General features: G+C 73.3%; 20 protein-coding genes. 12 read left to right on the forward strand and 8 right to left on the reverse strand.

What is annotated here, in order from left to right; translation table 11 throughout:
• Positions 1–126: 126 nt before the first annotated feature.
• A complete protein-coding gene (gene entS / locus ADL08_RS14710) occupies positions 127–1,482 on the reverse strand; it encodes an enterobactin transporter EntS (RefSeq protein ID WP_078968150.1) in 1,356 nt (451 codons plus the stop codon).
• Positions 1,469–1,738: a phosphopantetheine-binding protein gene (locus ADL08_RS14715; protein ID WP_053642926.1), complete on the reverse strand. Its 270-nt coding sequence runs from the start codon at positions 1,736–1,738 to the stop codon at positions 1,469–1,471. The genes entS and ADL08_RS14715 overlap by 14 nt, the downstream gene beginning before the upstream one ends.
• Positions 1,739–1,877: 139 nt before the next feature.
• Between ADL08_RS14715 and ADL08_RS14720 the strand changes: the two genes are divergently transcribed.
• Complete coding sequence (locus tag ADL08_RS14720) at positions 1,878–2,381, forward strand: GNAT family N-acetyltransferase (protein WP_053642928.1); 504 nt, start codon at positions 1,878–1,880, stop codon at positions 2,379–2,381.
• 64 nt (positions 2,382–2,445) lie between these two features.
• Here ADL08_RS14720 and ADL08_RS14725 read toward each other — a convergent pair whose 3' ends face one another.
• Together ADL08_RS14725 and ADL08_RS14730 are read right to left on the reverse strand one after the other, a co-directional pair.
• Entirely contained in the window at positions 2,446–2,655 is a 210-nt protein-coding gene (locus tag ADL08_RS14725) for an MbtH family protein (protein WP_053642930.1), read from the reverse strand.
• A gap of 217 nt (positions 2,656–2,872) precedes the next feature.
• Positions 2,873–3,619 (reverse strand): helix-turn-helix transcriptional regulator, encoded by a 747-nt coding sequence (locus ADL08_RS14730; protein ID WP_053643047.1) that lies wholly within the window; start codon positions 3,617–3,619, stop codon positions 2,873–2,875.
• A 136-nt stretch (positions 3,620–3,755) separates the two neighbouring features.
• Here ADL08_RS14730 and ADL08_RS14735 point away from each other — a divergent pair, with 136 nt between their 5' ends.
• The 5 genes from ADL08_RS14735 to ADL08_RS14755 all read left to right on the forward strand — a co-directional run bounded on the left by ADL08_RS14735 (position 3,756) and on the right by ADL08_RS14755 (position 9,836).
• On the forward strand, positions 3,756–4,826 hold the full coding sequence (locus ADL08_RS14735) for a FecCD family ABC transporter permease (RefSeq protein ID WP_078968149.1): 1,071 nt from the start codon (positions 3,756–3,758) through the stop codon (positions 4,824–4,826).
• On the forward strand, positions 4,826–5,902 hold the full coding sequence (locus ADL08_RS14740; RefSeq protein ID WP_053642934.1) for a FecCD family ABC transporter permease: 1,077 nt from the start codon (positions 4,826–4,828) through the stop codon (positions 5,900–5,902). Before ADL08_RS14735 ends, ADL08_RS14740 begins: the two co-directional genes overlap by 1 nt.
• The gene (locus ADL08_RS14745; RefSeq protein ID WP_234352141.1) at positions 5,899–6,747 is read left to right on the forward strand and encodes an ABC transporter ATP-binding protein; all 849 of its coding nucleotides are present in this window, start codon (positions 5,899–5,901) and stop codon (positions 6,745–6,747) included. The genes ADL08_RS14740 and ADL08_RS14745 overlap by 4 nt, the downstream gene beginning before the upstream one ends.
• 2 nt (positions 6,748–6,749) lie before the next feature.
• Positions 6,750–7,811: an ABC transporter substrate-binding protein gene (locus tag ADL08_RS14750; RefSeq protein WP_053642936.1), complete on the forward strand. Its 1,062-nt coding sequence runs from the start codon at positions 6,750–6,752 to the stop codon at positions 7,809–7,811.
• Positions 7,812–7,964: 153 nt separating this feature from the next.
• Positions 7,965–9,836 (forward strand): siderophore-interacting protein, encoded by a 1,872-nt coding sequence (locus ADL08_RS14755; RefSeq protein WP_053642938.1) that lies wholly within the window; start codon positions 7,965–7,967, stop codon positions 9,834–9,836.
• A 48-nt stretch (positions 9,837–9,884) separates the two neighbouring features.
• On the opposite strand, the gene ADL08_RS14760 is transcribed toward ADL08_RS14755, so the two are convergent.
• Positions 9,885–10,529, reverse strand: coding sequence for an isochorismatase family protein (locus ADL08_RS14760; RefSeq protein WP_053642939.1), 645 nt, complete (start codon positions 10,527–10,529; stop codon positions 9,885–9,887).
• Between the two features lie 181 nt (positions 10,530–10,710).
• Here ADL08_RS14760 and ADL08_RS14765 point away from each other — a divergent pair, with 181 nt between their 5' ends.
• A complete protein-coding gene (locus ADL08_RS14765; RefSeq protein ID WP_053642941.1) occupies positions 10,711–12,120 on the forward strand; it encodes an amidase in 1,410 nt (469 codons plus the stop codon).
• Between the two features lie 21 nt (positions 12,121–12,141).
• Here ADL08_RS14765 and ADL08_RS14770 read toward each other — a convergent pair whose 3' ends face one another.
• Positions 12,142–12,900, reverse strand: coding sequence for a uracil-DNA glycosylase (locus ADL08_RS14770; protein WP_053642943.1), 759 nt, complete (start codon positions 12,898–12,900; stop codon positions 12,142–12,144).
• A 151-nt stretch (positions 12,901–13,051) separates the two neighbouring features.
• Here ADL08_RS14770 and ADL08_RS14775 point away from each other — a divergent pair, with 151 nt between their 5' ends.
• From ADL08_RS14775 to ADL08_RS14785, 3 genes are read left to right on the forward strand one after another with little or no spacing between them, the layout of a single operon-like run.
• A complete protein-coding gene (locus ADL08_RS14775; protein WP_053642945.1) occupies positions 13,052–13,912 on the forward strand; it encodes an ABC transporter ATP-binding protein in 861 nt (286 codons plus the stop codon).
• On the forward strand, positions 13,909–14,889 hold the full coding sequence (locus ADL08_RS14780; RefSeq protein ID WP_053642946.1) for an iron-siderophore ABC transporter substrate-binding protein: 981 nt from the start codon (positions 13,909–13,911) through the stop codon (positions 14,887–14,889). The genes ADL08_RS14775 and ADL08_RS14780 overlap by 4 nt, the downstream gene beginning before the upstream one ends.
• Positions 14,890–14,893: 4 nt before the next feature.
• Complete coding sequence (locus ADL08_RS14785; RefSeq protein WP_053642948.1) at positions 14,894–16,960, forward strand: iron ABC transporter permease; 2,067 nt, start codon at positions 14,894–14,896, stop codon at positions 16,958–16,960.
• A gap of 37 nt (positions 16,961–16,997) precedes the next feature.
• Here the strand turns inward: ADL08_RS14785 and ADL08_RS14790 are convergent, their stop codons facing one another.
• Together ADL08_RS14790 and ADL08_RS14795 are read right to left on the reverse strand one after the other, a co-directional pair.
• Positions 16,998–17,666 carry a MarR family winged helix-turn-helix transcriptional regulator gene (locus ADL08_RS14790; RefSeq protein WP_199837010.1) on the reverse strand — a complete coding sequence of 223 codons (669 nt, stop codon included), beginning with the start codon at positions 17,664–17,666 and terminating at the stop codon, positions 16,998–17,000.
• Positions 17,667–17,816: 150 nt separating this feature from the next.
• Entirely contained in the window at positions 17,817–18,764 is a 948-nt protein-coding gene (locus ADL08_RS14795) for a methionyl-tRNA formyltransferase (RefSeq protein ID WP_053642950.1), read from the reverse strand.
• A gap of 264 nt (positions 18,765–19,028) precedes the next feature.
• Between ADL08_RS14795 and ADL08_RS14800 the strand changes: the two genes are divergently transcribed.
• Positions 19,029–20,381: a lysine N(6)-hydroxylase/L-ornithine N(5)-oxygenase family protein gene (locus ADL08_RS14800; protein ID WP_053642952.1), complete on the forward strand. Its 1,353-nt coding sequence runs from the start codon at positions 19,029–19,031 to the stop codon at positions 20,379–20,381.
• Between the two features lie 189 nt (positions 20,382–20,570).
• Complete coding sequence (locus tag ADL08_RS14805; protein WP_053642955.1) at positions 20,571–21,626, forward strand: iron-siderophore ABC transporter substrate-binding protein; 1,056 nt, start codon at positions 20,571–20,573, stop codon at positions 21,624–21,626.
• The last annotated feature ends 172 nt before the right edge of the window (positions 21,627–21,798 follow it).

Consider the following 21,798-nt stretch of genomic DNA (forward strand, 5'->3'; position numbering starts at 1 on the left):
TCACCCGCGGCGGCTCGGGGCCGGCGGCGGGACGGGACGGAGAGGGGAGGAGGGAGAAGGAGGGAGGGGGCGGGGCGCCGGCCGGTGCCGGGCCGGTGGCACCGGCGGCGCCCCGCCCGGTCGGTGTCAGCCGCCGGCCGGAGGGAGGTCCTCGGCGGTGAGCGGCTTGCCGGTGGTGAGGCCCGTACCGGCGGGCGTCACCGCGACGAGGTCCCCGGCGGGCGGCTCGTCGTCCTCGGGCTCCTCCCGGGGGAGGGTCGCCTTGCGCAGCCCGGGGACGGTGAGGGCCACGACCACGGCGGCCGCCGCGCACACCACGCCGTTCACGACGGCGGCGCCGGCCGGGCTGAACCACTTGGCCACCAGGGCGACCTCGACGTCGCCGACGACGTCACCGGTGGTGCCCTGGGCGGTGAGGACGCTGACCATGCGGCCGCGCAGCCGGTCCGGGGTGTTGTGCTGGACGAGGGCGTACTCGAGGATCTCGTACACCGTGCCGGCGGCGCCGCCCACGGCCAGCGTCGCGAAGGCCACGACGACGCCGCCGCTGAGGCCGAAGCCGATGATGGCCAGGCCGCCGACGAAGGCGGCGGTGAGCAGCAGGCGTCCGGGGCGGGCGGCGCGGGTGATCCAGCCGCTGGTGGCGGAGACGAGGATCGCGCCGACGGCCGGGGCGGTGTAGAGCAGGCCGAGCATGACGTCGCCGCCGCCGAACCGCTTGTCGACCATCTCGGGGAAGAGGACGACCGGCATGTTGAACAGCGCGTTGATCCCGCCGAGGGCGAGCAGGCCGCCGACGACGCGGTTGCGCACCGCGAACCGGAAGGCCGCGAGCGGCGATCCGGAGTCCTCGGCGCCGTCCTCGTCGTCGTCCGCGACCGGCGGCAGCGGACGGAGCCTGAGCAGCAGCAGGGTGGTGACGCCGGTGGTGACGGCGGTGAAGGCGAAGACCGGTGCGGGGCCGGCCAGGGCGAGCAGCACGCCGCCGAGGAACGGGGCGGCGACCGAGCCGATCTCGCCGGTCAGGGAGATCAGGGCGCCGGCGGCGGGCAGCTGGTCGGGGCGGACCAGGGTGGGGGCGACGGCCATCAGGGCGGTGACGCTCACCCCGGTGGCGAGTCCGTCCCACGCGACGCACAGGTAGACCGCCCACAACTGCGGTTCGGGGGTGAAGGCGTTGACCGCGAGGCCGGCGAAGGCGAGGGCGGCGGAGGCGCGGGCCCACAGGATCAGCTTCCGCCGGTCCATGCGGTCGGCCGCCCAGCCGCCCCAGAGGGAGCCCAGCAGGACGGTGACGCTCATGATCATGCTGGAGACGGCGACGCCGAAGGTGGACCCGGTCAGGTCGTAGACCTGCTTGGACAGGGCCACGGTGGCCATGCCGAGACCGAAGAGGGACACGACCCGGGCGATGAAGATCGCCCGGAAGTCCCGGCTGGTCCGCAGCGGCCCGATGTCGACGAGGAGGTCACTGGCGCGCACGGGGCGCTCCCGACGTCTGCCCGAGCAGGGCGGCCCAGTCGCGGAGGGTGGGACGCTCGGCGAGTTCGACGAAACCGACCTCGGCGCCGTCGGCGCGCCACGTCTCCACCAGGCTCATCAGCCGGATCGAGTCGAGGCCCTGGTCGAGCAGGCTCTCGTCCGGGTCGACCTCCTCGGTCTCGACGTAGAGCACGTCGGCGACGTCGCGCACGAGCCGCTCCAGGGCGAAGGTCTGCTGTCCGGCCGTGTCGGCCATGGGTGGGTCCTCTTCTTCCCGTCCGATGGATCAAGCTTGATTAGGTAAGGCTTACCTAACTTATTATCGTGGAGTCAAACGGGTGCCGTGCCGTCACGGCGTCCCGTCGAGCCGTCAGCCACCAGAGAGCGAGAAGACGTTGAGCACTGCCCTGCCCTGTCCGGAACTCCCGTCGGTCCCCGCCGCCGCCGTCCGGACCGCCGGGGTCGAGGACGTCGGCGCGGTCCACCGGCTGTCCCGGCCGTTCGTGCGCGAAGGGGCCCTGCGCGACCGGACGCCCGCCGAACTGCACCGGCACGCGGCGGACTTCCTGGTCGTGGAGGCCGGGCGCGAGGGTCTGGCGGGCTGCGTGGGGCTCCGCACCCGTACCGACGCGCGGGGACGGGTGGCGGTCGTGCTCTACAACTTCTGCGTGGCGCCCGGGCATCAGGGACGGGGCGTCGGCTCCGCGCTGCTCGACGCCGCCCTCGGCGAGGCCGGCGCGCGGGGCGCCGCCCACGTGTTCACGGCGACCACCGGCAGCGGACTGCTGTTCCTGCGGTACGGGTTCGCCGTCGGCGGCGCGGAGGAGGCGCCGCCCGAGTGGCGGGCCTCGCTCGACCCCGCGCGCGGCTCCCGTGTCCTGGTCCGCGCCCTCGGGTGACGCGACCGGACCGCCCCCGGCCGGGGAACCGGCCGGGGGCGGCGGCGCCGGGAGCGGGGCCGCGTCAGGAACGGGCGGCGAGGCTGGCCGGACGCAGGTCCGTCCAGTGCTCCTCGGTGTAGGCGGCGCAGCCCTGCCGGGAGTCCTCGCCGTGCACCACGGTCCAGCCGTCCGGCACCTCGGCGAAGGCCGGCCACAGCGAGTGCTGGTTCTCGGCGTTGACGAGCACGTAGTAGCGGGCGTCGTCGTCCTCGAAGGGGTTGGTCGCGGTCATGGGTCTCTCCTCGCGCCGGCGCGGCCCCGCGCGCGCCCGCCCGGTGGGGGCGGGGTGCGGAAGGGCCGTCGGTTCGGATCGGTGGGGGCGCCCGGGAACCGGGCGTTTAGGTAAGGCTTACCTAAAATCACCTAGGGGGCGGTGGCTGTCAAGTCACTCCCCGGCGGCCGCCTCCCGTACGGAGGGGCCGCCCCGATCCGCCCCGATCCGGCTCGGTTCACCCCCCGGAACGCTCCGCGCACTCCTTGCTCCAGGCCCCTGGAGTGCGCCCGAAGTGCCGCCGGAACGCCAGTATGTAGCCGTTCGTGCTCGTGAATCCGACCATCACGGCGACCGCGCCGACCTGGTGGCCCCGGGCCAGCAGGTCGAGCGAGTGGTTGAGCCGCACCCGGGTCCGCCACTCGGAGAAGGCCAGCCCGGTCTCGGCCCGGAAGGCCCGCCGCAGGCTGGTCGAGCTGACGTAGAGGCTCTCGGCCCACTCCGTCGCGGTGCGCTGGTCGTCGGGCCTGCGCAGCAGGGTCCCGGCGACGGCGCGGGCCGCCTCGCTGGTCGGGCGGGGCAGCGGCAGCCTGACGTCGCGGCGGGTCCGGGTGCAGGTCAGTGCGGCGAACATCGCCGCGTCGTCGGCCTCCGCGCCCGCCTCCCGGGTCCGGGCGAGCAGCTGCCGGCGGACGGTGTCGTCGAGGCGGATCGCGGTGGTCCGGGTGAACGGCAGACGGTGCGCGGCGGGGTCGAACGGCTCGGCCAGGACCAGGGATTCGGGGTCGAACCGGGCGCTGTGCGGGGTGCCCGCCGGAAGCCACAGGGCCAGCGGCGAGGTGAGCTCGTGCTCGCCGTCCGGGGTGGTGACGGTGATCCGCCCCAGGGGGGCGTACAGGAGCTGGTGGAAGTCGTGCGCGTGCGTCGGGTGCCCGGTCGCCGTGATGAGCGCCTCGTCCGTCGTCCGCGTTCTGCCGTCGGCCATGGAGGCCACCCCCGGGGTCCGGAGCCGGTCCGACCCCGGCCCCTCGATGTGATCGGTCGGCCTCCGGGTTGTATCCCCGAAGGTTAGGCAAGGGTAACCTAAGTCGCCGTACGAGCCGTGAGAACAAGGACAACAGATGACACAACCGCCCACGTCGGTGGTGAAAGCCCCGCCACCGGAAGGGAATCGGGGCGTTCCACAGGTCCGCACCCGGGCCTCCCGGGGCACGGCCGTCGCCGTGCTCGCCGTCGTGGCGGTGCTCGTGACCCTCGTCGCGGGCATCGGGCTCGGAGCCCGGGACATCTCGCCCCTGGAAGTCGTCCGCATCCTTCTCCACCCCGGCGACCAGGCGTTCAACACCCACGTCCTGTGGACCGAACGCATTCCGCGGACCTTCCTCGGCCTCGCGGTGGGCGCGGCGCTCGGCGCCTCCGGTCTGGTCATGCAGGCACTCACCGCCAACCCCCTCGCCGACCCGGGCATCCTCGGCGTCGAACAGGGCGCCTCGATGTTCGTCGTCTTCGGCATCATGTTCCTCGGCGTCACCGACGCCGGCGGCTACTTCTGGCTCGCCCTCCTCGGCTCCTCCGTGGCCGCCACCCTCGTCTACCTCATCGGCACCCGCACCGACGCCGGAAGTTCGGCCGTCGGCCTCGTCCTCGCCGGCGTCGCCCTCGCCGCCGTGATGTCCTCCCTCATCACCCTCCTCGTCGTCCGCGACAAGGAGGCCTTCGCCCACCTCCGCTTCTGGTCGGTCGGCCAGCTCACCGGCCGCGCCGAGGTCCTGAGCCAGGTCATGCCCTTCGTGCTCGTCGGACTGCTCCTCGCCCTGCCGCTGGGCCGCACCCTCAACGTCCTCGGCCTCGGCGACGAGACGGCCCGCGCCCTCGGCGTCCGGGTCGAACGGGCCCGCCTCACCGCCGCGGCCGTCGCCGTCCTGCTCTGCGCCGCCGCCACCGCCGCCGTCGGCCCCGTCGCCTTCGTCGGACTGGTCGCCGCGCACTGCGCCCGGCTCCTCGTCGGACCGGACCACCGCTGGTCGCTGCCGGTCTCCATGGCCGTCGGCGCCGTCCTGCTCACCGGCGCCGACACGGCCGGCCGACTGGTCCTCGACCACGGCGAGGTCCAGGTGGGCCTCATGACGGCCGTCGTCGGCACCCCCTTCTTCGTCTGGCTGGCCCGCCGCCGCGACCTGGTGCGGATGTGATGACCGCTCTCGACACCCGGTCCCCCCGGCCGGACTCCCCGACCACGCCCGCCGTCGTCGCGCACCTGCGCTCCGACCGCCGCGCCCGCAACCGCCGCGCCGCCGTGACCGCCGCCGTGCTCACCGTCGCACTGCTCGCACTCACCGCCGCCTCCGTCCTCCTCGGCGGCATCGGCCGGCTCGACCCCGCCGACGTCCTCCCCGCCGCCTTCGGCCTGCGGGACGGCCTCGCCGACTACATGATCTTCCAGCTGCGCATGCCGAGGGCGCTCTCCGCGCTCCTCTCCGGAGCCCTCTTCGGCCTCGCCGGCTCGCTCTACCAGCGGCTGATCCGCAACCCGCTCGCCACCCCCGACATCGTCGGCATCTCCGCCGGAGCCGGCGCCGGAGCCGCGACCGCGCTGCTCTACGCGCCCGCCGCCTTCACCCTCGGCGTCCCGGTCGCCGCCGTCATCGGCTCCTTCGTCCTCGTCGCCGCCGTCCAGGCGCTCAGCTGGCGCGGCGGAGTCGACACGTACCGCCTGGTCCTCGTCGGCATCGGCCTCAGCGCGGTCTGCACCGCCTACACCAACTACCTCTTCACCGTGGCGGACCAGCAGAGCATCGCCATCGCCATGCGCTGGACGGTCGGCAGCACGAGCGCCGCCGACTGGGACGGCGTCACCACCCTCGCCGTCGGCTTCGGCGTCTGCGCGCTCGCCGCCCTCTTCGTCGGCCGCCCCCTCGCCACCCTCACCCTGGGCGACGACTTCGCCTCCGGCCTCGGCACCCGGGTGACCGCCTCCCGCGTCGGCGTCCTGCTCCTCGGCGCCGCCGCGGCGGCCCTCGCCACCAGCGTCGTCGGCCCCATCGGCTTCGTCTCCCTCATCAGCGGCCCCGTCGCCGTACGCCTGGTGGGCACCGAACGCTCCACCCTCCTCGCCCCGGCCATCGGCGCCGTCATCGTCATCGGCGCCGACGTCCTCGCCCAGCACGCACCCCTGATCAGCCCGGTGCCCACCGGCGTCCTCACCGCGCTGCTCGGCGCCCCCTACTTCGTCTGGCTGATCCTTCGACGCAGGCAGGGAGCCTCGTGACACACACCGTGACCCCGCAGACCGAGAGCCCGGAGGCCACCGCGCCCCACCAGCTCGAAGCCCGCGGCATCAGCGCCGGGTACGGGAAGACGCCCGTCATCGAGGACCTGTCCCTGCGGATCGAGAAGGGCCGGATCACCGCGCTCGTCGGCCCCAACGCCTGCGGCAAGTCCACCCTCCTCAAGTCCATCGCCCGGCTGCTGCCCCTCGCCGCCGGATCGGTCCTCCTCGAAGGCGCCGACATCCACCGGCTGCCCACCCGCGAGGTGGCGCGCAGGCTTGGCGTCCTGCCGCAGTCCCCGGTCGCCCCCGAGAGCATCACCGTCGGCGACCTGGTCTGGCGCGGCCGCCACCCGCACCGCCAGTTCGGCCGGCGCCGCGACGAGCGCGAGGACGTGATCATCGCCGAGGCCCTCAGGGCCACCGGCACCGCCGAACTAGTCGACCGCCCCGTCGACCAGCTCTCCGGCGGCCAGCGCCAGCGCGTGTGGATCGCCCTCGCCCTCGCCCAGGACACCCCCACCCTGCTGCTCGACGAACCCACCACCTACCTGGACGTCGCGCACCAGATCGAGGTCATGGACCTCCTCGCCGACCTCAACGAACAGACGGGCAAGACCATCGTGCTCGTCTCCCACGACCTCAACCAGGCTGCCCTGTACGCCTCGACGATCGTCGCCATGCGCGGCGGACGCGTCATCCGGCAGGGCACGCCCGAAGAGGTCCTCGACGAACGCACCGTGGCCGAGGTCTTCGGCCTCGCGTGCGTCGTCGTACCCCACCCCTACACCGCCAGGCCGCAGATCTTCCCGCTCGGCCGCCGTCACCACTCGCAGGAGAACTGACCATGAACCGCCTCGCCAGACCGCTCGCACGGCGCTCCACCGCCCGTACCCTGATCGCCGCCGTCGCGTGCGCCACCCTGCTCGCCGGCTGCGGCGGCAAGGACGCCGAGGGCGACAAGGCCGCCGAGAAGCCGTCCGGCGGCGCGAGCACCGGCGCCGCCGAGGCCGCCTTCCCGGTCACGCTCCCCAACGCCTGGGGCAAGACGGAGGTCGAGAAGAAGCCGCTCAAGGTCGCCACCGTCTCCGACGGCGACACCGACATCGCCCTCGCCCTCGGCCTCGTCCCGGTCATCACCCCGGACGCCGAGGACGGCGGCCCCGTCCCCGAGTACAAGCAGCGCGCCCTCACCAAGCTCGGCGCCGGCAAGCTGAAGAAGTACGACGACACCGACGGCACCGACTACGAGGCCATCGCGGCCGAGGCGCCGGACGTCATCCTCGGCATGAACACCTGGTCGATGGACACCGACTACGCCAAGCTCGCGCCGATCGCCCCGGTCGTCACCTTCACCGACAAGGCGCACTCCGACACCCTCACCTGGCAGGAGCGCCTGAAGACCGCCGCCAAGGCGCTCGGCCTGACCGCCGAGGCCGAGAAGGTCATCGCGGCCAACGAGAAGGCCACCGCCGACGCGGCCGCCGCGCACCCCGAGTTCAAGGGCAAGACGTACACCTACGCGGTCGTCCACCCCGAGCAGATCACCTTCATGTCCTACGCCGACCAGGACCCGGGCGTCTTCGAGCAGCTCGGCTTCGAGAAGACGGACAAGGCCAAGAGCTACAAGGCCGACAAGAACGCCGTCAGCCTGGAGAACCTGGACGAGCTGGAGGCCGACGTCCTCCTCATGACGTACCCCTTCGGTGACAACGGCCTGCTCAGCGCCAAGGAGCTGGAGAGCAACAAGCTGTTCCAGTCCCTCCAGGTCGTCAAGGGCAAGCACTACGCGGTCATCCCCTCGGAGAACACCCTCTCCTCCGCCGTCGCCTACCCGGACGCCCTCAGCGCCCCCTGGATCGTCGAGAAGCTGACGCCGATCCTCGCCGGCGCCGTCGCCGGCAAGTGACCCCCGCTCCCGGCAGGGAGCACCCTCACCCCCCGCACGGGCCGGGTGGGCCGGCGCACCGCGCCCCCGGCCCACCCGGCCCACCGGTCCGTCCGGACCACCGGCCCGGCCCTGCAAGGCACTTCCAGCGCCGCGTACGAAGGAGCAGTACCCATGCCCACCCGCAGCCCCCGCTCGGTCGTCACCTTCCCCATCGTGCTGCGCGAGCTGACCGTGCTGCGCGCCGAGAACGTCACCCCCGGGATGCGCCGCCTCACCCTCGGCGGCCCCCAGCTCGACGCCTTCGTCAAGGACGGCCTGGAGCTGCCCGCCCTGCGCACCGAGGGCTTCGACGACCACGTGAAGTTCTTCTTCGCCGACGAGACCGGGCGCCTGGTCCTGCCCCGGCAGCAGGTGAGCAGCCTCGACTGGTCGGACGGGCGGCCCGTCGCCAAGGACTACACCCCGGTCCGCCACGACCCCGAGAAGGGCGAGATCGACTTCGACTTCGTCCGCCACGAGGGCGGCGTCGCCTCCACCTGGGCCGAGAACGCCGTCCCGGGCGACAGCGCCTGGATCGCCGGACCGAAGATGTCCCACAGCCACCCCGAGGGCGCCGACTGGATCCTCGTCGTCGGCGACGAGACCGCCCTGCCCGCCATCGGCCGCTGGCTCGCCGAGATGCCCGAGGGCACCAAGGCCCGCGTCTTCGTCGAGGTCGGCGAGGACAGCCACCGCCAGGAGCTGCCCACCAAGGCCGACGCCGAGATCGTCTGGGTCTCCCGGAACGGCGCCCCGGCCGGCACCACCGACCTCCTGGAGCAGGCCGTCCGCGCCGCCGACTGGCTGCCCGGCACCGTCTTCGCCTGGGTCGCGGGCGAGGCCGTCGCCCTCAAGGGCATCCGCCGCCACCTGGCGACGGAGCGCGAGGTGCCGCGCGAGCAGACGCACATCACGGGCTACTGGCGCCGCACCGTGCCCGCCGTGCCCGCCGCCTCCGCCGCGGCCGAGGAACTGCCCGCCTCCGCCGCGGTGACGGAGGAGGACGAGGACGACGCGCACGAGCGCCTCCACGAACTCACCGACCTGGCGCCCCCGTACGCCATCCGGACCGCCGTCACCCTCGGCGTCTTCGACCTGGTCGACCGGGGCGTGCGGAACGCCGCCGAGCTGGCCCGGCGCGCCGAGGCGCACCCCGCCACCCTCAAGGCCCTCCTCGACTACCTGGTGGGGATCGAGCTGCTCGCCACCGACGGCGAGGGCGACTACAGCCTCACGCCGATCAGCGAGGAGCTGGTCGAGGACGACCACTCGGCGGAGGAGTACCACCTGGAGGGCGCCGAGGCCGCGTTCGACGCCTCCCTCTCCGGTCTGCTGCACACCGTCCGCACCGGAAGGGCCGGCTACCGCACCCTCGCCGGGCGCACCCTGACCGAGGAGATGGCCCGGGAGTCCCGGATCGCCGACACCGCCCGCGCCGCCGTCGAGGACGAGGCCCGCTGGATCGCACCCGGCGTGCTGCGCGCCCACGACTGGTCGGCCGTCGGCGAGCTGACCGCCACCGGCCACGGGGTCGCGACCGTGGTCGAGACCCTGGTCAAGGAGTTCCCGGAGCTGCGCGCGCGGATCGTCGCCATGCCCTCGGTGCTCCGGGTGCTGCGCGAGGCGATCATCGACGAGGAGCTGCTGCCCCGGATCGACCTGGTCGCCGGCTCCGGCACCGTACCGGCCGGTGCGCGCACCCTGCTGATGTCGCGTCAGCTGGAGTGGCAGGACGACGAGGACGCGGCGCACACCCTCTCCGAGGCCGCCGCCTCGCTCGCGGCGGACGGCACCCTGCTCCTGGTCGAGCAGGTCGCGACCGGTGACCCCGAGGACATGGAGGCGGTCCTGCACCACCTGCGCCTCAAGTGCGCCTTCGGCTCCGGGGTGCGCGACGCCGGGGAGATCGAGGCGCTCGCCGCGAGCGCGGGCCTCACCGTGCGCGCCCGCGCCGACGTCGGCTGGGACCACCGCCTGTGGACCCTGGAGCGCGCCGCCTCCTGACCCTCCGGGAAGCCCGGCGCGTCTCCCGGGGGAGACGCGCCGGGCGCGTCACGCGTCGCGCCGGTTCCGGCCGAGCAGCAGGCCGCGCAGCAGGTCGTCGGTCGTACGGACCACTCCGCTGCGCGCGGCCCAGCGCAGGGCCATCTCGTGCTCCTCGGCGGAGTAGTCGGCCACGGCGTCGGCGACGACGAAGGGCTGTATGTCGTTCATGAAGGCGTCGGCGGCGGTCAGCAGCACCCCGAGGTGGGCGTAGACCCCGCAGATGATCAGCTGGTCGCGTCCCTCCTCGCGCAGCAGCCGGCCGAGGTGGCTGCGCAGGAAGGCGTTCTGCCGGGCGTTGGGGAGCAGGTGCTCGCCGGGGCGCGGGGTGAGCTGCTCGATGATCGCGGTGTCCCCGGGACCGTCGCCGGTCTCCGGCCACCGGACGTCGGCGGCGAGCCCGCGCCGCACGGTCGGCTCGGCGCTGAACACCACGGGCAGGCCGAGGGCTCCGGCCAGTTCGCGCAGGGCCACGATGTTGCCGACGAGGTCCACGACGGGCGGCTGCTGGGCCGGGAAGCGTCCGACGAAGTGGTTCTGCATGTCGTGGACGAGCAGGGCGGCGCGCTCCGGGTCGATGTGCCAGGGGGCGCTGGAGCGGGGGAGGGCCGACCGGTCGGGCATGGCGTAGGAATCGATGGCCGGCAGTCCCATGCTGTTTCCCTCCCTGCCGCGGCGGCCGTGGGCCGGGCGCGTGAAATTCAGTTAGCTTAGCCTAACCTAACCATTTCTGTTTCCGGGTGGACGAGAACTCGAATTCCTTCCGGCCCTCGCCTGTTACCCGTGGGTACGCGATGATGGCGGCAACCAACCACACGCGGGGACTGGGGCAGCGGTGACGACTTTCGACGAACGGACCACGGTGCACGCCTTCCGGGACGACGCCCTGGGGGAACACGACGCGGTGGGGCTCGCCGCGGCGATCCGGCGGGGCGAGGTGAGCGCCGCCGAGGCGGCCCGGGACGCCGCCGAGCGGGTACGGGCCGTGGAGGGCCGGCTCCACGCGGTCCAGGCGCACGCCGAACACCCGCCGCCCGGACCGGGGACGGGCCTCCTCGCCGGAGTGCCGACCTTCGTCAAGGACAACACCGACTACCGGGGACTGCCCACCGGACACGGCAGCGCCGCCTTCACGCCGGGGCCCGCCCGCCGGCACGCGGCCTTCACCCGGCAGTTCCTCAGCAGCGGCGTCACCGTCCTCGGCAAGACCAGGCTCCCCGAGTTCGGCTTCAGCCCGTCCACGGAGTACGAAGGCGCCGAGCCCGTCCGCAACCCCTGGGACACCGGCCGTTCGGCGGGCGGCTCCTCGGGCGGCAGCGCGGCGCTCGTGGCCGCCGGAGCGGTGCCGATCGCGCACGCCAACGACGGCGGCGGCTCCATCCGGATCCCCGCCGCCTGCTGCGGGCTCGTCGGGCTCAAGCCGAGCCGGGGCCGGGTCGTGCCCAGCGCCCAGGGCCGCCAACTCCCGCTCGACATCGTCTCCGACGGCGTCGTCAGCCGCTCCGTACGGGACTCCGCCGCCTTCCTCGCGGCCGCCGAGCGGCACTGGCGCAACCCGAAGCTGCCGCCGCTCGGCCTGGTGGAGGGCCCCTCGGAGCGCCGGCTGCGCGTCGGCTTCCTCCTCGACTCGCCGACCGGCGTCACCTCCGACGCCGCCACCCGGGCCGCCGTCACGGAGACCGTGGCGAGGCTCGAACGGCTCGGCCACACCGTGGAACCGGTGGAGATCGCCGTCGACCCCCGCTTCACCGGCGACTTCCTCACCTACTGGGGCTTCCTGTCGTTCCTCCTCGGCACCACCGGCCGCACCCTCGGCGCCGACTTCGACCGCCGCCGCATGGACGGCCTCAGCCGGGGCCTGCGCGCGACGTACCTGGAGAACTGGCGGAGCACCCCGGGCGTCCTGCGGAGGCTGAAGCGCACGAAGGAGGCGTACGCGGCGGCGTTCCGCGGCCTCGACCTCGTCCTCTCTCCCGTCCTGGCCCATCCCGCGCCCCGGCTCGGCCACCTCGCCCCGGACGTCCCGTACCCGACGCTGATCGAGCGGATCCTCGCGTACGTCGCGTTCACGCCGATCGACAACGTGGTGGGCACGCCGTCGCTCTCCCTGCCCGTGGGCGCCACGGAGGACGGGCTGCCCGTCGGGGTCATGTTCGCGGGGCGTCCGGGCGCCGAACGGACCCTCCTGGAGCTCGCGTTCGAGCTGGAGGCGGACCGTCCCTTCCGGCGCGTCCAGGACCTCTGAGCCCGGGCCCTCGGGGTCCGGTCACCCCGCCACGGGGAGGCCGGCCGCGCGGGCGGCCTCCGCGAGCACCTCGCGCAGCATCTCCCGCGTGAGCCGGCCGGTGAACACGTTGCGCTGGCTCACGTGATAGCTGCCGAACACCGTGAGCGCCGGGTCCCCGGGAGCCGCCGGCGCCAGGACCGCCCGCACGCCGTGCCCGAACCTCGGGCGCGGCCGGGGCACGAGCCAGCCGGCCTCCGCCAGGGCGGGCAGCGCGGCCTGCCAGCCGAAGCCGCCCAGGACGACGACGGACCGCAGCGTCGGGCGCAGCAGCCGCGCCTCGCGGGCCAGCCAGGGGCGGCAGGCGTCCCGCTCGCCGGGCGTGGGGCGGTTGTCGGGCGGGGCGCAGTGCACCGGGGCCGTGACCCTGACCCCGTACAGTTCGAGCCCGTCGCCGGGGCCCGTGACCGTCTCCCGCGAGGCCAGGCCGAGTTCGTACAGCGTCGCGTACAGCAGGTCGCCGGCCCGGTCGCCGGTGAACATCCGGCCCGTCCGGTTCCCGCCGTGCGCCGCCGGTGCCAGGCCGCTGATCAGCAGGGAGGCGTCCGGGGGACCGAACCCCGGCACCGGGCGCCCCCAGTACTCCTGGCCCCGGAAGGCGGCGCGCCCCACGCGGGCGGTCTCCTCCCGCCACGCCACCAGGCGCGGGCAGGCCCGGCACCGCACGAGCCGCGCGTCGAGGCCGGCGGGGGTGCGCGCCCGGGCGGCGGACCGTACGGGATAGTCCTCGGCAGTGCACACGGTCGATCCGCTCCGTCCGGAAGGGGGAAGTCCTCTCCGACCCCCCTACCCGCCGTGCGCCGATGGCCGACGGATTGGCGAATTCTCCTCTTGCCCGCGCAGACGCAACCCCCCGTTTCGCCTAACACTTAGGTTAGGCTAACCTACGGCTGTGCGAGCTGGAGAAGAGAGATCCGCGGCCGGCGGTACCCGCGGCCATGAACTGGCGGCCACGGGAGTCACCGTGGCCTACGAGGGCGTCGACGTCGTCCACGACGCGGCGCTGACGCTGCGGCCCGGCGAGGTCACCGTCCTCGTCGGACCGAACGGCAGCGGCAAGTCGACGCTCCTGCGGACGATCTCGCGGCTCCAGCGGCCCCGGGCCGCCACGCTCGTCATCGACGGCGACACCGACGGCCTCGCGCTGTCCCCCCGCGACTTCTCGCGCCACGTCGCCCTCCTCACCCAGGGGCGCCCCACACCCGGCGGCCTGACCGTACGGGACGTGGTCGAGTTCGGCCGCTACCCCTACCGGGGCCGCTGGGGGAAGGCCGACCCGGACGGCCGCGCCGCCGTGGACCGCGCCCTCGCCCTGACCGGCGTCGCCGAGTTCGCCGACCGGGGCGCCGAGCACCTCTCCGGCGGACAGCTCCAGCGCGTCTGGCTCGCGGGCTGCCTCGCCCAGGAGACCGGCGTCCTGCTCCTGGACGAGCCCACCACCTACCTCGACCTGCGCTACCAGGTCGAACTCCTGGACCTCGTCCGCGACCTGGCGGACGACCACGGCATCGCCGTCGGAGCCGTCCTGCACGACCTCGACCAGGCGGCCGCCGTCGCCGACCGGGTCGTGCTCCTCAGCACCGGACGGGTCGTCGCCGACGGCTCCCCGCAGGACGTCCTGACGGCGGAGCGGCTGACCGACACGTACGGCATCCGCATCGAAGTCGACACCGACCCCCTGACCGGCCGGCTGCGCACCCGCGCCATCGGCCGGCACCACACGCGAAGCGAAAGGCTCACCACTCCCTCATGAGACGCCTCCTCCTCACCGCGGCCGGCGCCGCCGCCGCCGCCCTCGCCCTGACCGCCTGCGGCACCACCGAGCCCGCCGCGGACAAGAAGGCGGAGAAGACCGCCGAGCGCATCACCCTCACCGACTCCGCCGGCACGAAGGTCGTCCTCGACGGCCCGGCCAAGAAGGTCGTCGGCACCGAGTGGAACGTCGTCGAGAGCCTCGTCTCCCTCGGCGTCGACCCCGTCGGCGTCGCGGACGTCAAGGGCTACAAGGCCTGGGACTCCGCCGTCCCGCTGAAGAACGACGCCAAGGACATCGGCACCCGCGGCGAGCCGAGCGTGGAGACCGTCGCGGCCCTCTCGCCCGACCTCATCGTCGCCACCAGCGACCTGAAGCCGGCCGTCGTGAAGCAGCTGCGCAAGGTGGCGCCCGTCCTGGAGCTCACGTCCGCCGACGGGGCCGACCCGATCGGGCGGATGACGAAGAACCTCGACCTCATCGCGCAGGCCACCGGCACCACCGCCAAGGCCGACCAGCTCAAGAAGGACTTCGACGCCAAGGCCGAGGACGGCAGGAAGAAGCTCGCCGCCGCCGGTCTCACCGGCGCGAAGTACGCCTTCGCCGACGGCTACGTCAACGCCAACCAGGTCTCCCTCCGGGCGTACACCGGCGGCTCGCTCATCGGCGCCGTCAACGAGAAGCTCGGCCTGAAGAACGCCTGGACCGTCCAGGGCGACCCGGCCTACGGCCTCGGCGCCACCGACGTCGAGGGCCTCACCAAGATCGGCGACGTCCACTTCGCCTACATCGGCAACGACGAGGACCCCACCAGCAACCCCTTCACCGGCGTCCTCACCAAGGACAAGGTCTGGACCTCCCTGCCGTTCGTCAAGAAGGGCAACGTCCACCGCCTGCCCGACGGCATCTGGATGTTCGGCGGGCCGGAGTCGATGAACAAGTACATCGACTCCGTCGTCACGGAGCTGACGAAGTAACACCATGGCCGTCACCGCAACCACACCCTCCACCCGTCCGACGACGGTCGCGTCCCGGAGGGGCGCGGCCGCGGTGACGGCCGCACTGGTCCTCCTCGTCACGGGCCTCGCCCTCGTCGACATCACCCAGGGCACGGCCGCCGTCGGCGCCGCCGAGGTCTGGAAGGCCCTCACCGGCCGGGCCGACCCCGCCGACGCGTCCGTCGTCGCCGCCTCCCGGCTGCCCAGGGCGGTCGCGGGGCTCCTCGTCGGCGCCGCCCTCGGCATGGCGGGCTCCGCCCTCCAGGCCGTCAGCCGCAACGTCATCGCCTCGCCGGACACCCTCGCGGTCAACGCCGGCTCCTACCTGGCCCTCGGCCTCGCCGCCGTCACCGGCCTCTCGCTGCCGCTCTTCGCCGCCTCCGGGATCGCCTTCGCCGGCGGCCTGGCCGCGGCCGGCGTCGTCCTCGGCCTCTCCGGCCTCGGCGCCGGCACCGTCCGGCTCGTCCTCGCCGGCAGCGCCCTCACCCTCGGCCTCACCGCCGTCACCGACGGACTGCTCCTGCTCTTCCCGAGGGAGACGGAGGGCCTCTACCAGTGGAACCAGGGGAGCATCGCCCAGAGCGGCTTCGACGGCGTCCTGCAGATGGCGCCCTTCGTCCTCGCCGCCCTCGCCGGACTGCTCCTGCTCGCCCGCCGGGTCGACGCCCTGGCCCTCGGCGACGACGCGGCCCGCGGCCTCGGCGTCCCCGTCCGCTCCACCCGGGTCACGGCCGTCGTCCTCGCCGCGCTCCTCTCGGCGGCCGCGGTCACGCTCGCCGGGCCGATCGGCTTCGTCGGCCTGTGCGCCCCCGCGCTCGTCCGTGCCCTGGCGCGCCGGGCCCAGCGGCTCCACCGCTCCCGCGCGGGCCTGCCGGTCGCGGGCCTCACCGGCGCCGCCCTCGTCCTCGGCTCGGACGTGCTGCTGCGCGCCGTCGTCCCCGCGGACGTCGCCGTCGCCGTGCCGACCGGCGTCGTCACCAGCCTCGTCGGCGCCGTCTTCCTGATCGTCATGGCCACCCGGGTCAAGGACACCGCCGGCCCCGCGCCGGTCGACAGGCTGCGCATCAGGAGCCGCACCGCCTTCCTCGTCACCACCGGCGTGCTCGTCGCCCTGGTCGTCGGCGTGGTCGTCGCGGGCGTGCTGCTCGGCGACTCCAAGCTGCTCCTGGGCGACGTCGTGAACTGGGCCCAGGGCCGGGCGGGCCGGACCGTCTCCTTCGTGCTCGACACCCGGGTGCCCCGGGTCCTCTCGGCGCTCCTCGCGGGCGCGGCCCTCGCCCTGGCCGGCACGCTCGTCCAGGCCGTGACCCGCAACCCGCTCGCGGAGCCCGGCATCCTCGGCGTCTCGCACGGCGCCGCGCTCGGCGCCGTCCTCCTCGTCACCACGGTGCCGCTGGCCGGTTCGTGGAGCATGGCCGGCGCCGCGTTCGCGGGCGCCGCCGTCAGCTCCGTCCTGGTCTTCGGCCTCGCCGCGCGCGGCGGGTTCCAGCAGAACCGGCTCGTCCTCGTCGGCTTCGGCACGGCCACCGCGAGCGCCGCCCTGATCAGCCTGCTCATCGTCCTCACGGACCCGTTCAACGCCACGAAGGCGCTCACCTGGCTGTCGGGCTCCACCTACGGGCGGACCCTGCCCGACGCGGTGCCCCTCGCCCTGGTCCTGACGGCGGGTCTGGTGGTCGCGGTCCTGCGGCGCGCGGAGCTCGACCTGGTCTCGCTCGACGAGGACACCCCCCGGCTCCTCGGGCTCGACCTCGGCCGCGGGCGCCTGGGCTTCCTGGTGCTGAGCGTCCTGCTCAGCGCCACCGCCGTAGCCGCCGCCGGCACGATCGGCTTCGTCGGCCTCGTCGCCCCGCACGCCGCCCGCGCCCTGGTGGGCCGCCGGCACGTGCGCGTGGTCCCGGTGGCGGTGCTCCTGGGCGCGGCGCTCGTCTGCGCCGCGGACCTGGTGGGCCGGACGGTGATCGCGCCGGCCCAGCTCGGCGCCGGCCTGATGACGGCCGTCATCGGCACGCCGTACTTCCTCCACCTGCTCGTCCGCAGCCGCCGCTGAGGTCCCTCTCCGGTACGGACGGCCGCGCGCACCTGTCTCAGGGGCGCGCGGCCGTTCTCGCTCCCGTCTCCAGATGGGTGTGCACCCGGCGCAGCAGCGAGGAGAGGAGGCGGCGCTCCTCCGCGTCGAGGGGGGCGAGGACCTCGTCGTCCGCCGAGGCGATGTCCGCGCCGAGTTCGGCCAGGGCGGAGCCGCCCTCGGGGGTCAGGCGCACCACGATCCGGCGCCGGTCCTCCGGGTCCCGGGCGCAGTCCACGTACCCGGTCTTGACGAGGTCGTTGACGATCCGCACCAGGTCGCTGGCGTTCATGTCGAGCCGCGCGGCGAGGACGGTCTTCATCTGGGGGCCCAGGTCGGAGAGGAGCGCGAGCACGGTGAGGTGCCAGAGCCGTAATCCCCGTGCGGTCAGCCGGTCCTGGAGCCTGCGCCGCGCCGCCTTGCCGAGCGCGTACATCAGGTACGAGTTGAGGTCGAGCACGCTGGGCGGCGTCATGCTCAGGGAGGGCGGTCCGGCCGCCGCCGGGCGGTCCGCGGCCTCGACGGCGGCGGTGCCGGTGGCGGGCGGGACGGTGAGGAGCGTCAGGTCGGCGCCCGCGAGGCCCTTGAGGACCTGCGCCCAGTCGGTCGGCAAGTTCGATATGCCGACGACGGCGAACCGCGCGCCGTCCGGGTCGTGTGCGGTGCCGGAGAAGACCTGTTGCTCCATCGCTGTTCCTCGCTGTCCACGTGCCGTGCGCGGCGGTCCGGACTCCCGTACGGACCAACGCGGTTAGGTTAGGCTAACCTAATTTCACTTCAATGTGCCGGCCCGCCCCGGGACCGTCCGGGGCGGGCCGGTGTTCCGGGTGACCGGCCGTCAGGGACGGGCGGTCAGATAGCCGCCCATGGAGGTGAAGTACTCCGTGGCGGGCAGTTCCCGGCCGTCCTCGGTCCGGACGCGGGTGATCGCGAGGCCGTGGTTGCGGCCGGTGCGGGCGTCGGCGCCGGCGACGATCACCACGCCCTCGCCCTCCCGGTAGAAGATCCGTCCGGGGGTGCCGCCGTAGCGCTCCTCGGAGACGACGGCGGAGACCACTTCGAGGCGCTTGCCCCGGTGGAAGGTGAAGGCGCTGGGGTACGGCGCGGACTGGGCGCGGACCAGGCGCTCCAGCACCTCGGCCGGCCAGGTCCAGTCGATCCGGATGTCCTCCTCGGCCCGCTTGTGGAAGAAGGTGGCCAGCGACCGGTCCTGCGGGGTGAACTCCGTCCGCCCCGAGGCGATCAGGTCGAGCGCGCCGACGGTGACCGGGGCGATGAGGTCGACGGTCTTGTGGAAGAGGTCGGTGGCCGTGTCCTTCGGCCCGACCGCGACCGCCCGCTGGAGGACGATGTCGCCGGCGTCGAGCACCTCGTCCATCAGGTGGGCGGTGACGCCGACTTCGGGCTCGTCGTTGAGGAGGGCCCAGATCAGGGGGGAGAATCCGGCGTACTTGGGGAGGAGCGAGTCGTGGACGTTCAGCGTGCCGTGCCGGGGGAGCGTGTAGACGCGCGGCGGGATCCAGGTGCGCCAGTTGTTGGCGACGATGATGTCCGGGTCGGCCTCCTTGAGGAGCTGGAACAGCTCCTCGTCGTCGGGCCGGTTGCGGATGACCACGGGCACGCCGTGCGCCTCGGCCAGATCGGCGACGGAGTCGCTCCAGATCTTCTCGTAGGCGTGCTCGCTCTTCGGGTGGGTCACCACCGTCACGACGTCGTGCTCGGAGTCCAGGAGCGCCTGCAGGGTGCGATGGCCCCAGGTCTGATAGCCGAACATGACGACCCGCATGGGCAAGTTCCTCCTCGGGAGAGCGGTGGATCACTCGCAAGTAAAGCAAGGCTAACCTAAGGATGCAACGCCGCGAATTTACTGGCCAGTTGGCTGGCCCGGCGTGGCCGGTGTCCGTTTCGTCCCGTCGACAGTGCGACCAGATCAGGTTAGCTTTACCTAAGTTCGGTCGGCGGCGCCGTGGTGCCGTCGTGCCCGGACTCCGCCGTTCCCCACGCCTGACAGCACGCCTGACAGGCGGCTGTCCCGCACGATGGGAGTGACATGTCTCAGGCTCTTCCTGACGACGCACCGCTGATCCACGACCTCATAGGCATCGGCTTCGGGCCGTCCAACGTGGCCATGGCGATCGCGCTCAGCGAGCACAACGCGAACGTCGGAAGAGAGGACGCGGTCACCGCCCACTTCTTCGAGCGGCAGCCCCGCTTCGGCTGGCACCGCGGCATGCTCATCGACGACGCCACCATGCAGGTCTCCTTCCTCAAGGACCTGGTGACCCTGCGGAACCCGAGCAGCGAGTACACCTTCCTGCGCTACCTGCAGAGCAAGGGGCGGCTGATCGACTTCGTCAACCACAAGAACCTCTTCCCGCTGCGCGTCGAGTTCCACGACTACTTCGAGTGGGCGGCGGCCAAGGTCGACGACATGGTCTCCTACGGCCACGAGGTCGTCTCCGTGGAGCCCGTCGTCCGCGACGGCGTCATCGAGTACCTGGACGTGACGGCCCGTTCCGGCACCGAGACCGTGGTCCACCGGGCCCGCAACCTCGTCGTCGGCACCGGCCTGCGCCCGCTCATGCCCGAGGGCGTCGAGCGCGGCGACCGCGTCTGGCACAACTCCGAGCTGCTCGCCAAGGTCGACGGCCTCGAAGGCGCCGACCCCGCCCGCTTCGTCGTCGTCGGCGCCGGCCAGAGCGCCGCCGAGAACGTCGCCTACCTCCACCGCCGCTTCCCGAACGCGGAGATCTGCGCCGTCTTCTCGCGCTACGGCTACAGCCCCGCCGACGACAGCGGCTTCGCCAACCGCATCTTCGACCCCGCGGCGGTCGACGAGTACTACACGGCGCCCGACGACATCAAGCGCAAGCTGATGGAGTACCACGGCAACACCAACTACTCCGTGGTGGACATCGACCTCATCGACGACCTCTACCGGCAGGCGTACCAGGAGAAGGTCCTCGGCACCGAGCGGCTGCGCTTCATCAACGTGTCCCGCCTCACCGGGGTCGAGGAGGGCCCGGACGGCGTCCGCGCCACCGTCGCCAACCTCGTCACCGGCGAGGACAGCTTCCTCGACGCCGACGTGGTGGTCTTCGCCACCGGCTACCGGCAGGCCGACGGCCTCGGCCTCCTCGGCGACGTCGCGGACCGCTGCCGCCGCGACGAGCTCGGCCGCGTCCGCGTCGAGCGCGACTACCGCGTCGCCACCGACCCCGAACTGCGCTGCGGCATCTACCTCCAGGGCGGCACCGAGCACACCCACGGCATCACGTCGTCCCTGCTCTCCAACACCGCGATCAGGGTCGGCGAGATCCTGGAGTCGATCCTCGAACGGGGACCGGGAGACTCCTCCGCTCCGGCCCGCCCGGTCGCCGGCGGCATCGGCACGAGCCGCTAGGACAAGCCCCCCGTCCGACGGACGGACCCGGGCCCGCCGGGCCGCGCGAGCCGCCGGCCCGCCCGGCCGGTCGCACGGGCCCCGGGCGGCCCCCCTTGGTTCCACCCCCCACACCGCCGCGCACCGCCGGCCGCGCCTCGCGCCGGAAACGCGCGGCAGCACCGTGAAGTCCCCGTGAAAGGAACACACGTGTCCACTGGTACACGCCCCGCTCTGGCGCGGTTCGTCAGAAACGTCCCCCGCGCGGCCGTCGCCGCCGTCGCCGCGCTCGCTCTGGCCGCCTGTGGGAGCGGCACGGAGAAGAACGAGGGGGCCAAGCCCTCGGGCGAGCCGAGCGCGAGCACGTCGTCGGCCGGCGCCTTCCCGGTGACCGTCGCGCACAAGTACGGCAGCACGACGATCGACGCCGAGCCGAAGAAGGTCGTCACGCTCGGCCTCTCCGACCAGGACGCGGTGCTCGCCCTGGGCGTCAAGCCGGTGGGCTCGGTGGACTGGTTCAAGGAGAAGCCGTACGGCAAGTGGCCGTGGACCAAGGACAAGTGGGGCTCGACCCCGCCGCAGATCGTCGGTGAGCGCGACGAGTACAACATCGAGAAGATCGCGGCGCTCAAGCCCGACCTGATCGTCGCCCAGTACTCGGGCATGAAGAAGGAGCAGTACGACACCCTCTCCAAGATCGCCAAGGTCGTCGCCCAGCCCGAGGAGCACCCGGACTACGGCGCCCCCTGGCAGGTCATGACCCGTCAGATCGGCAAGGCGCTCGGCAAGGGCCCCGAGACCGAGAAGCTGATCACCGACGTCGACGCCCGCTTCAAGGCCGTCCGGGACAAGCACCCCGAGTGGGCGGGCAAGACCCTGACCGTGGCCGACAGCTTCGAGGCCGGCAAGTACTCGGCCTTCACCAAGACCGACCCCAAGGCGATCTTCTTCTCCGAGCTCGGTTTCGAGCTGAAGCCCGAGATCGACGCCCTCGCCAAGCCCGGCTGGAACGTCGCCGAGCTCAGCGCCGAGAAGCTGAACGTGCTCGACGCCGACCGCCTCGTCTGGGTCACCTCCAGCACCGAGGCCAACGACCGCATCAAGGCCGAGCCGCTCTACAAGAAGCTGAAGGTCAACCAGGAGAAGCGCGACCTGTTCGTGCCCTACCAGGACCCGGACGTCGGCGCCGCCTTCTCCTTCAACACGGTCCTCTCCATCCCCTACGCGATCGACGAGATCGAGCCGCTCCTGACGGCCGTCAAGTAACCGCCGTCACGTGACCGCCGTCCGGTGACGGCCGTCACGCGGCCACCGTCGCACGACCGCCGACCCCGTACGACCCGCTCGCCGTCCGCCCGCCCGTCCGCCGTCCACCCGCCGCCCGCCGGCCGGTTCGGCGGGCGGGCGGGGTGCGCACGGGCCGCGGCGGGCCGCTCCG

It is taken from the genome of Streptomyces sp. NRRL F-6492 (assembly GCF_001280125.1).
In the GTDB taxonomy this organism is placed as follows: Bacteria; Actinomycetota; Actinomycetes; order Streptomycetales; family Streptomycetaceae; genus Streptomyces.

What these genes read in the sequence shown, in the direction of transcription:
- ADL08_RS14715 (WP_053642926.1), bottom strand. Translation starts at nt 1,738, where the DNA reads ATGGCCGACACGGCCGGACAGCAGACCTTCGCCCTGGAGCGGCTCGTG.
- ADL08_RS14725 (WP_053642930.1), bottom strand. Translation starts at nt 2,655, where the DNA reads ATGACCGCGACCAACCCCTTCGAGGACGACGACGCCCGCTACTACGTG.
- ADL08_RS14730 (WP_053643047.1), bottom strand. Translation starts at nt 3,619, where the DNA reads ATGGCCGACGGCAGAACGCGGACGACGGACGAGGCGCTCATCACGGCG.
- ADL08_RS14735 (WP_078968149.1), top strand. Translation starts at nt 3,756, where the DNA reads ATGACACAACCGCCCACGTCGGTGGTGAAAGCCCCGCCACCGGAAGGG.
- ADL08_RS14740 (WP_053642934.1), top strand. Translation starts at nt 4,826, where the DNA reads ATGACCGCTCTCGACACCCGGTCCCCCCGGCCGGACTCCCCGACCACG.
- ADL08_RS14750 (WP_053642936.1), top strand. Translation starts at nt 6,750, where the DNA reads ATGAACCGCCTCGCCAGACCGCTCGCACGGCGCTCCACCGCCCGTACC.
- ADL08_RS14755 (WP_053642938.1), top strand. Translation starts at nt 7,965, where the DNA reads ATGCCCACCCGCAGCCCCCGCTCGGTCGTCACCTTCCCCATCGTGCTG.
- ADL08_RS14760 (WP_053642939.1), bottom strand. Translation starts at nt 10,529, where the DNA reads ATGGGACTGCCGGCCATCGATTCCTACGCCATGCCCGACCGGTCGGCC.
- ADL08_RS14780 (WP_053642946.1), top strand. Translation starts at nt 13,909, where the DNA reads ATGAGACGCCTCCTCCTCACCGCGGCCGGCGCCGCCGCCGCCGCCCTC.
- ADL08_RS14785 (WP_053642948.1), top strand. Translation starts at nt 14,894, where the DNA reads ATGGCCGTCACCGCAACCACACCCTCCACCCGTCCGACGACGGTCGCG.
- ADL08_RS14790 (WP_199837010.1), bottom strand. Translation starts at nt 17,666, where the DNA reads ATGGAGCAACAGGTCTTCTCCGGCACCGCACACGACCCGGACGGCGCG.
- ADL08_RS14795 (WP_053642950.1), bottom strand. Translation starts at nt 18,764, where the DNA reads ATGCGGGTCGTCATGTTCGGCTATCAGACCTGGGGCCATCGCACCCTG.
- ADL08_RS14800 (WP_053642952.1), top strand. Translation starts at nt 19,029, where the DNA reads ATGTCTCAGGCTCTTCCTGACGACGCACCGCTGATCCACGACCTCATA.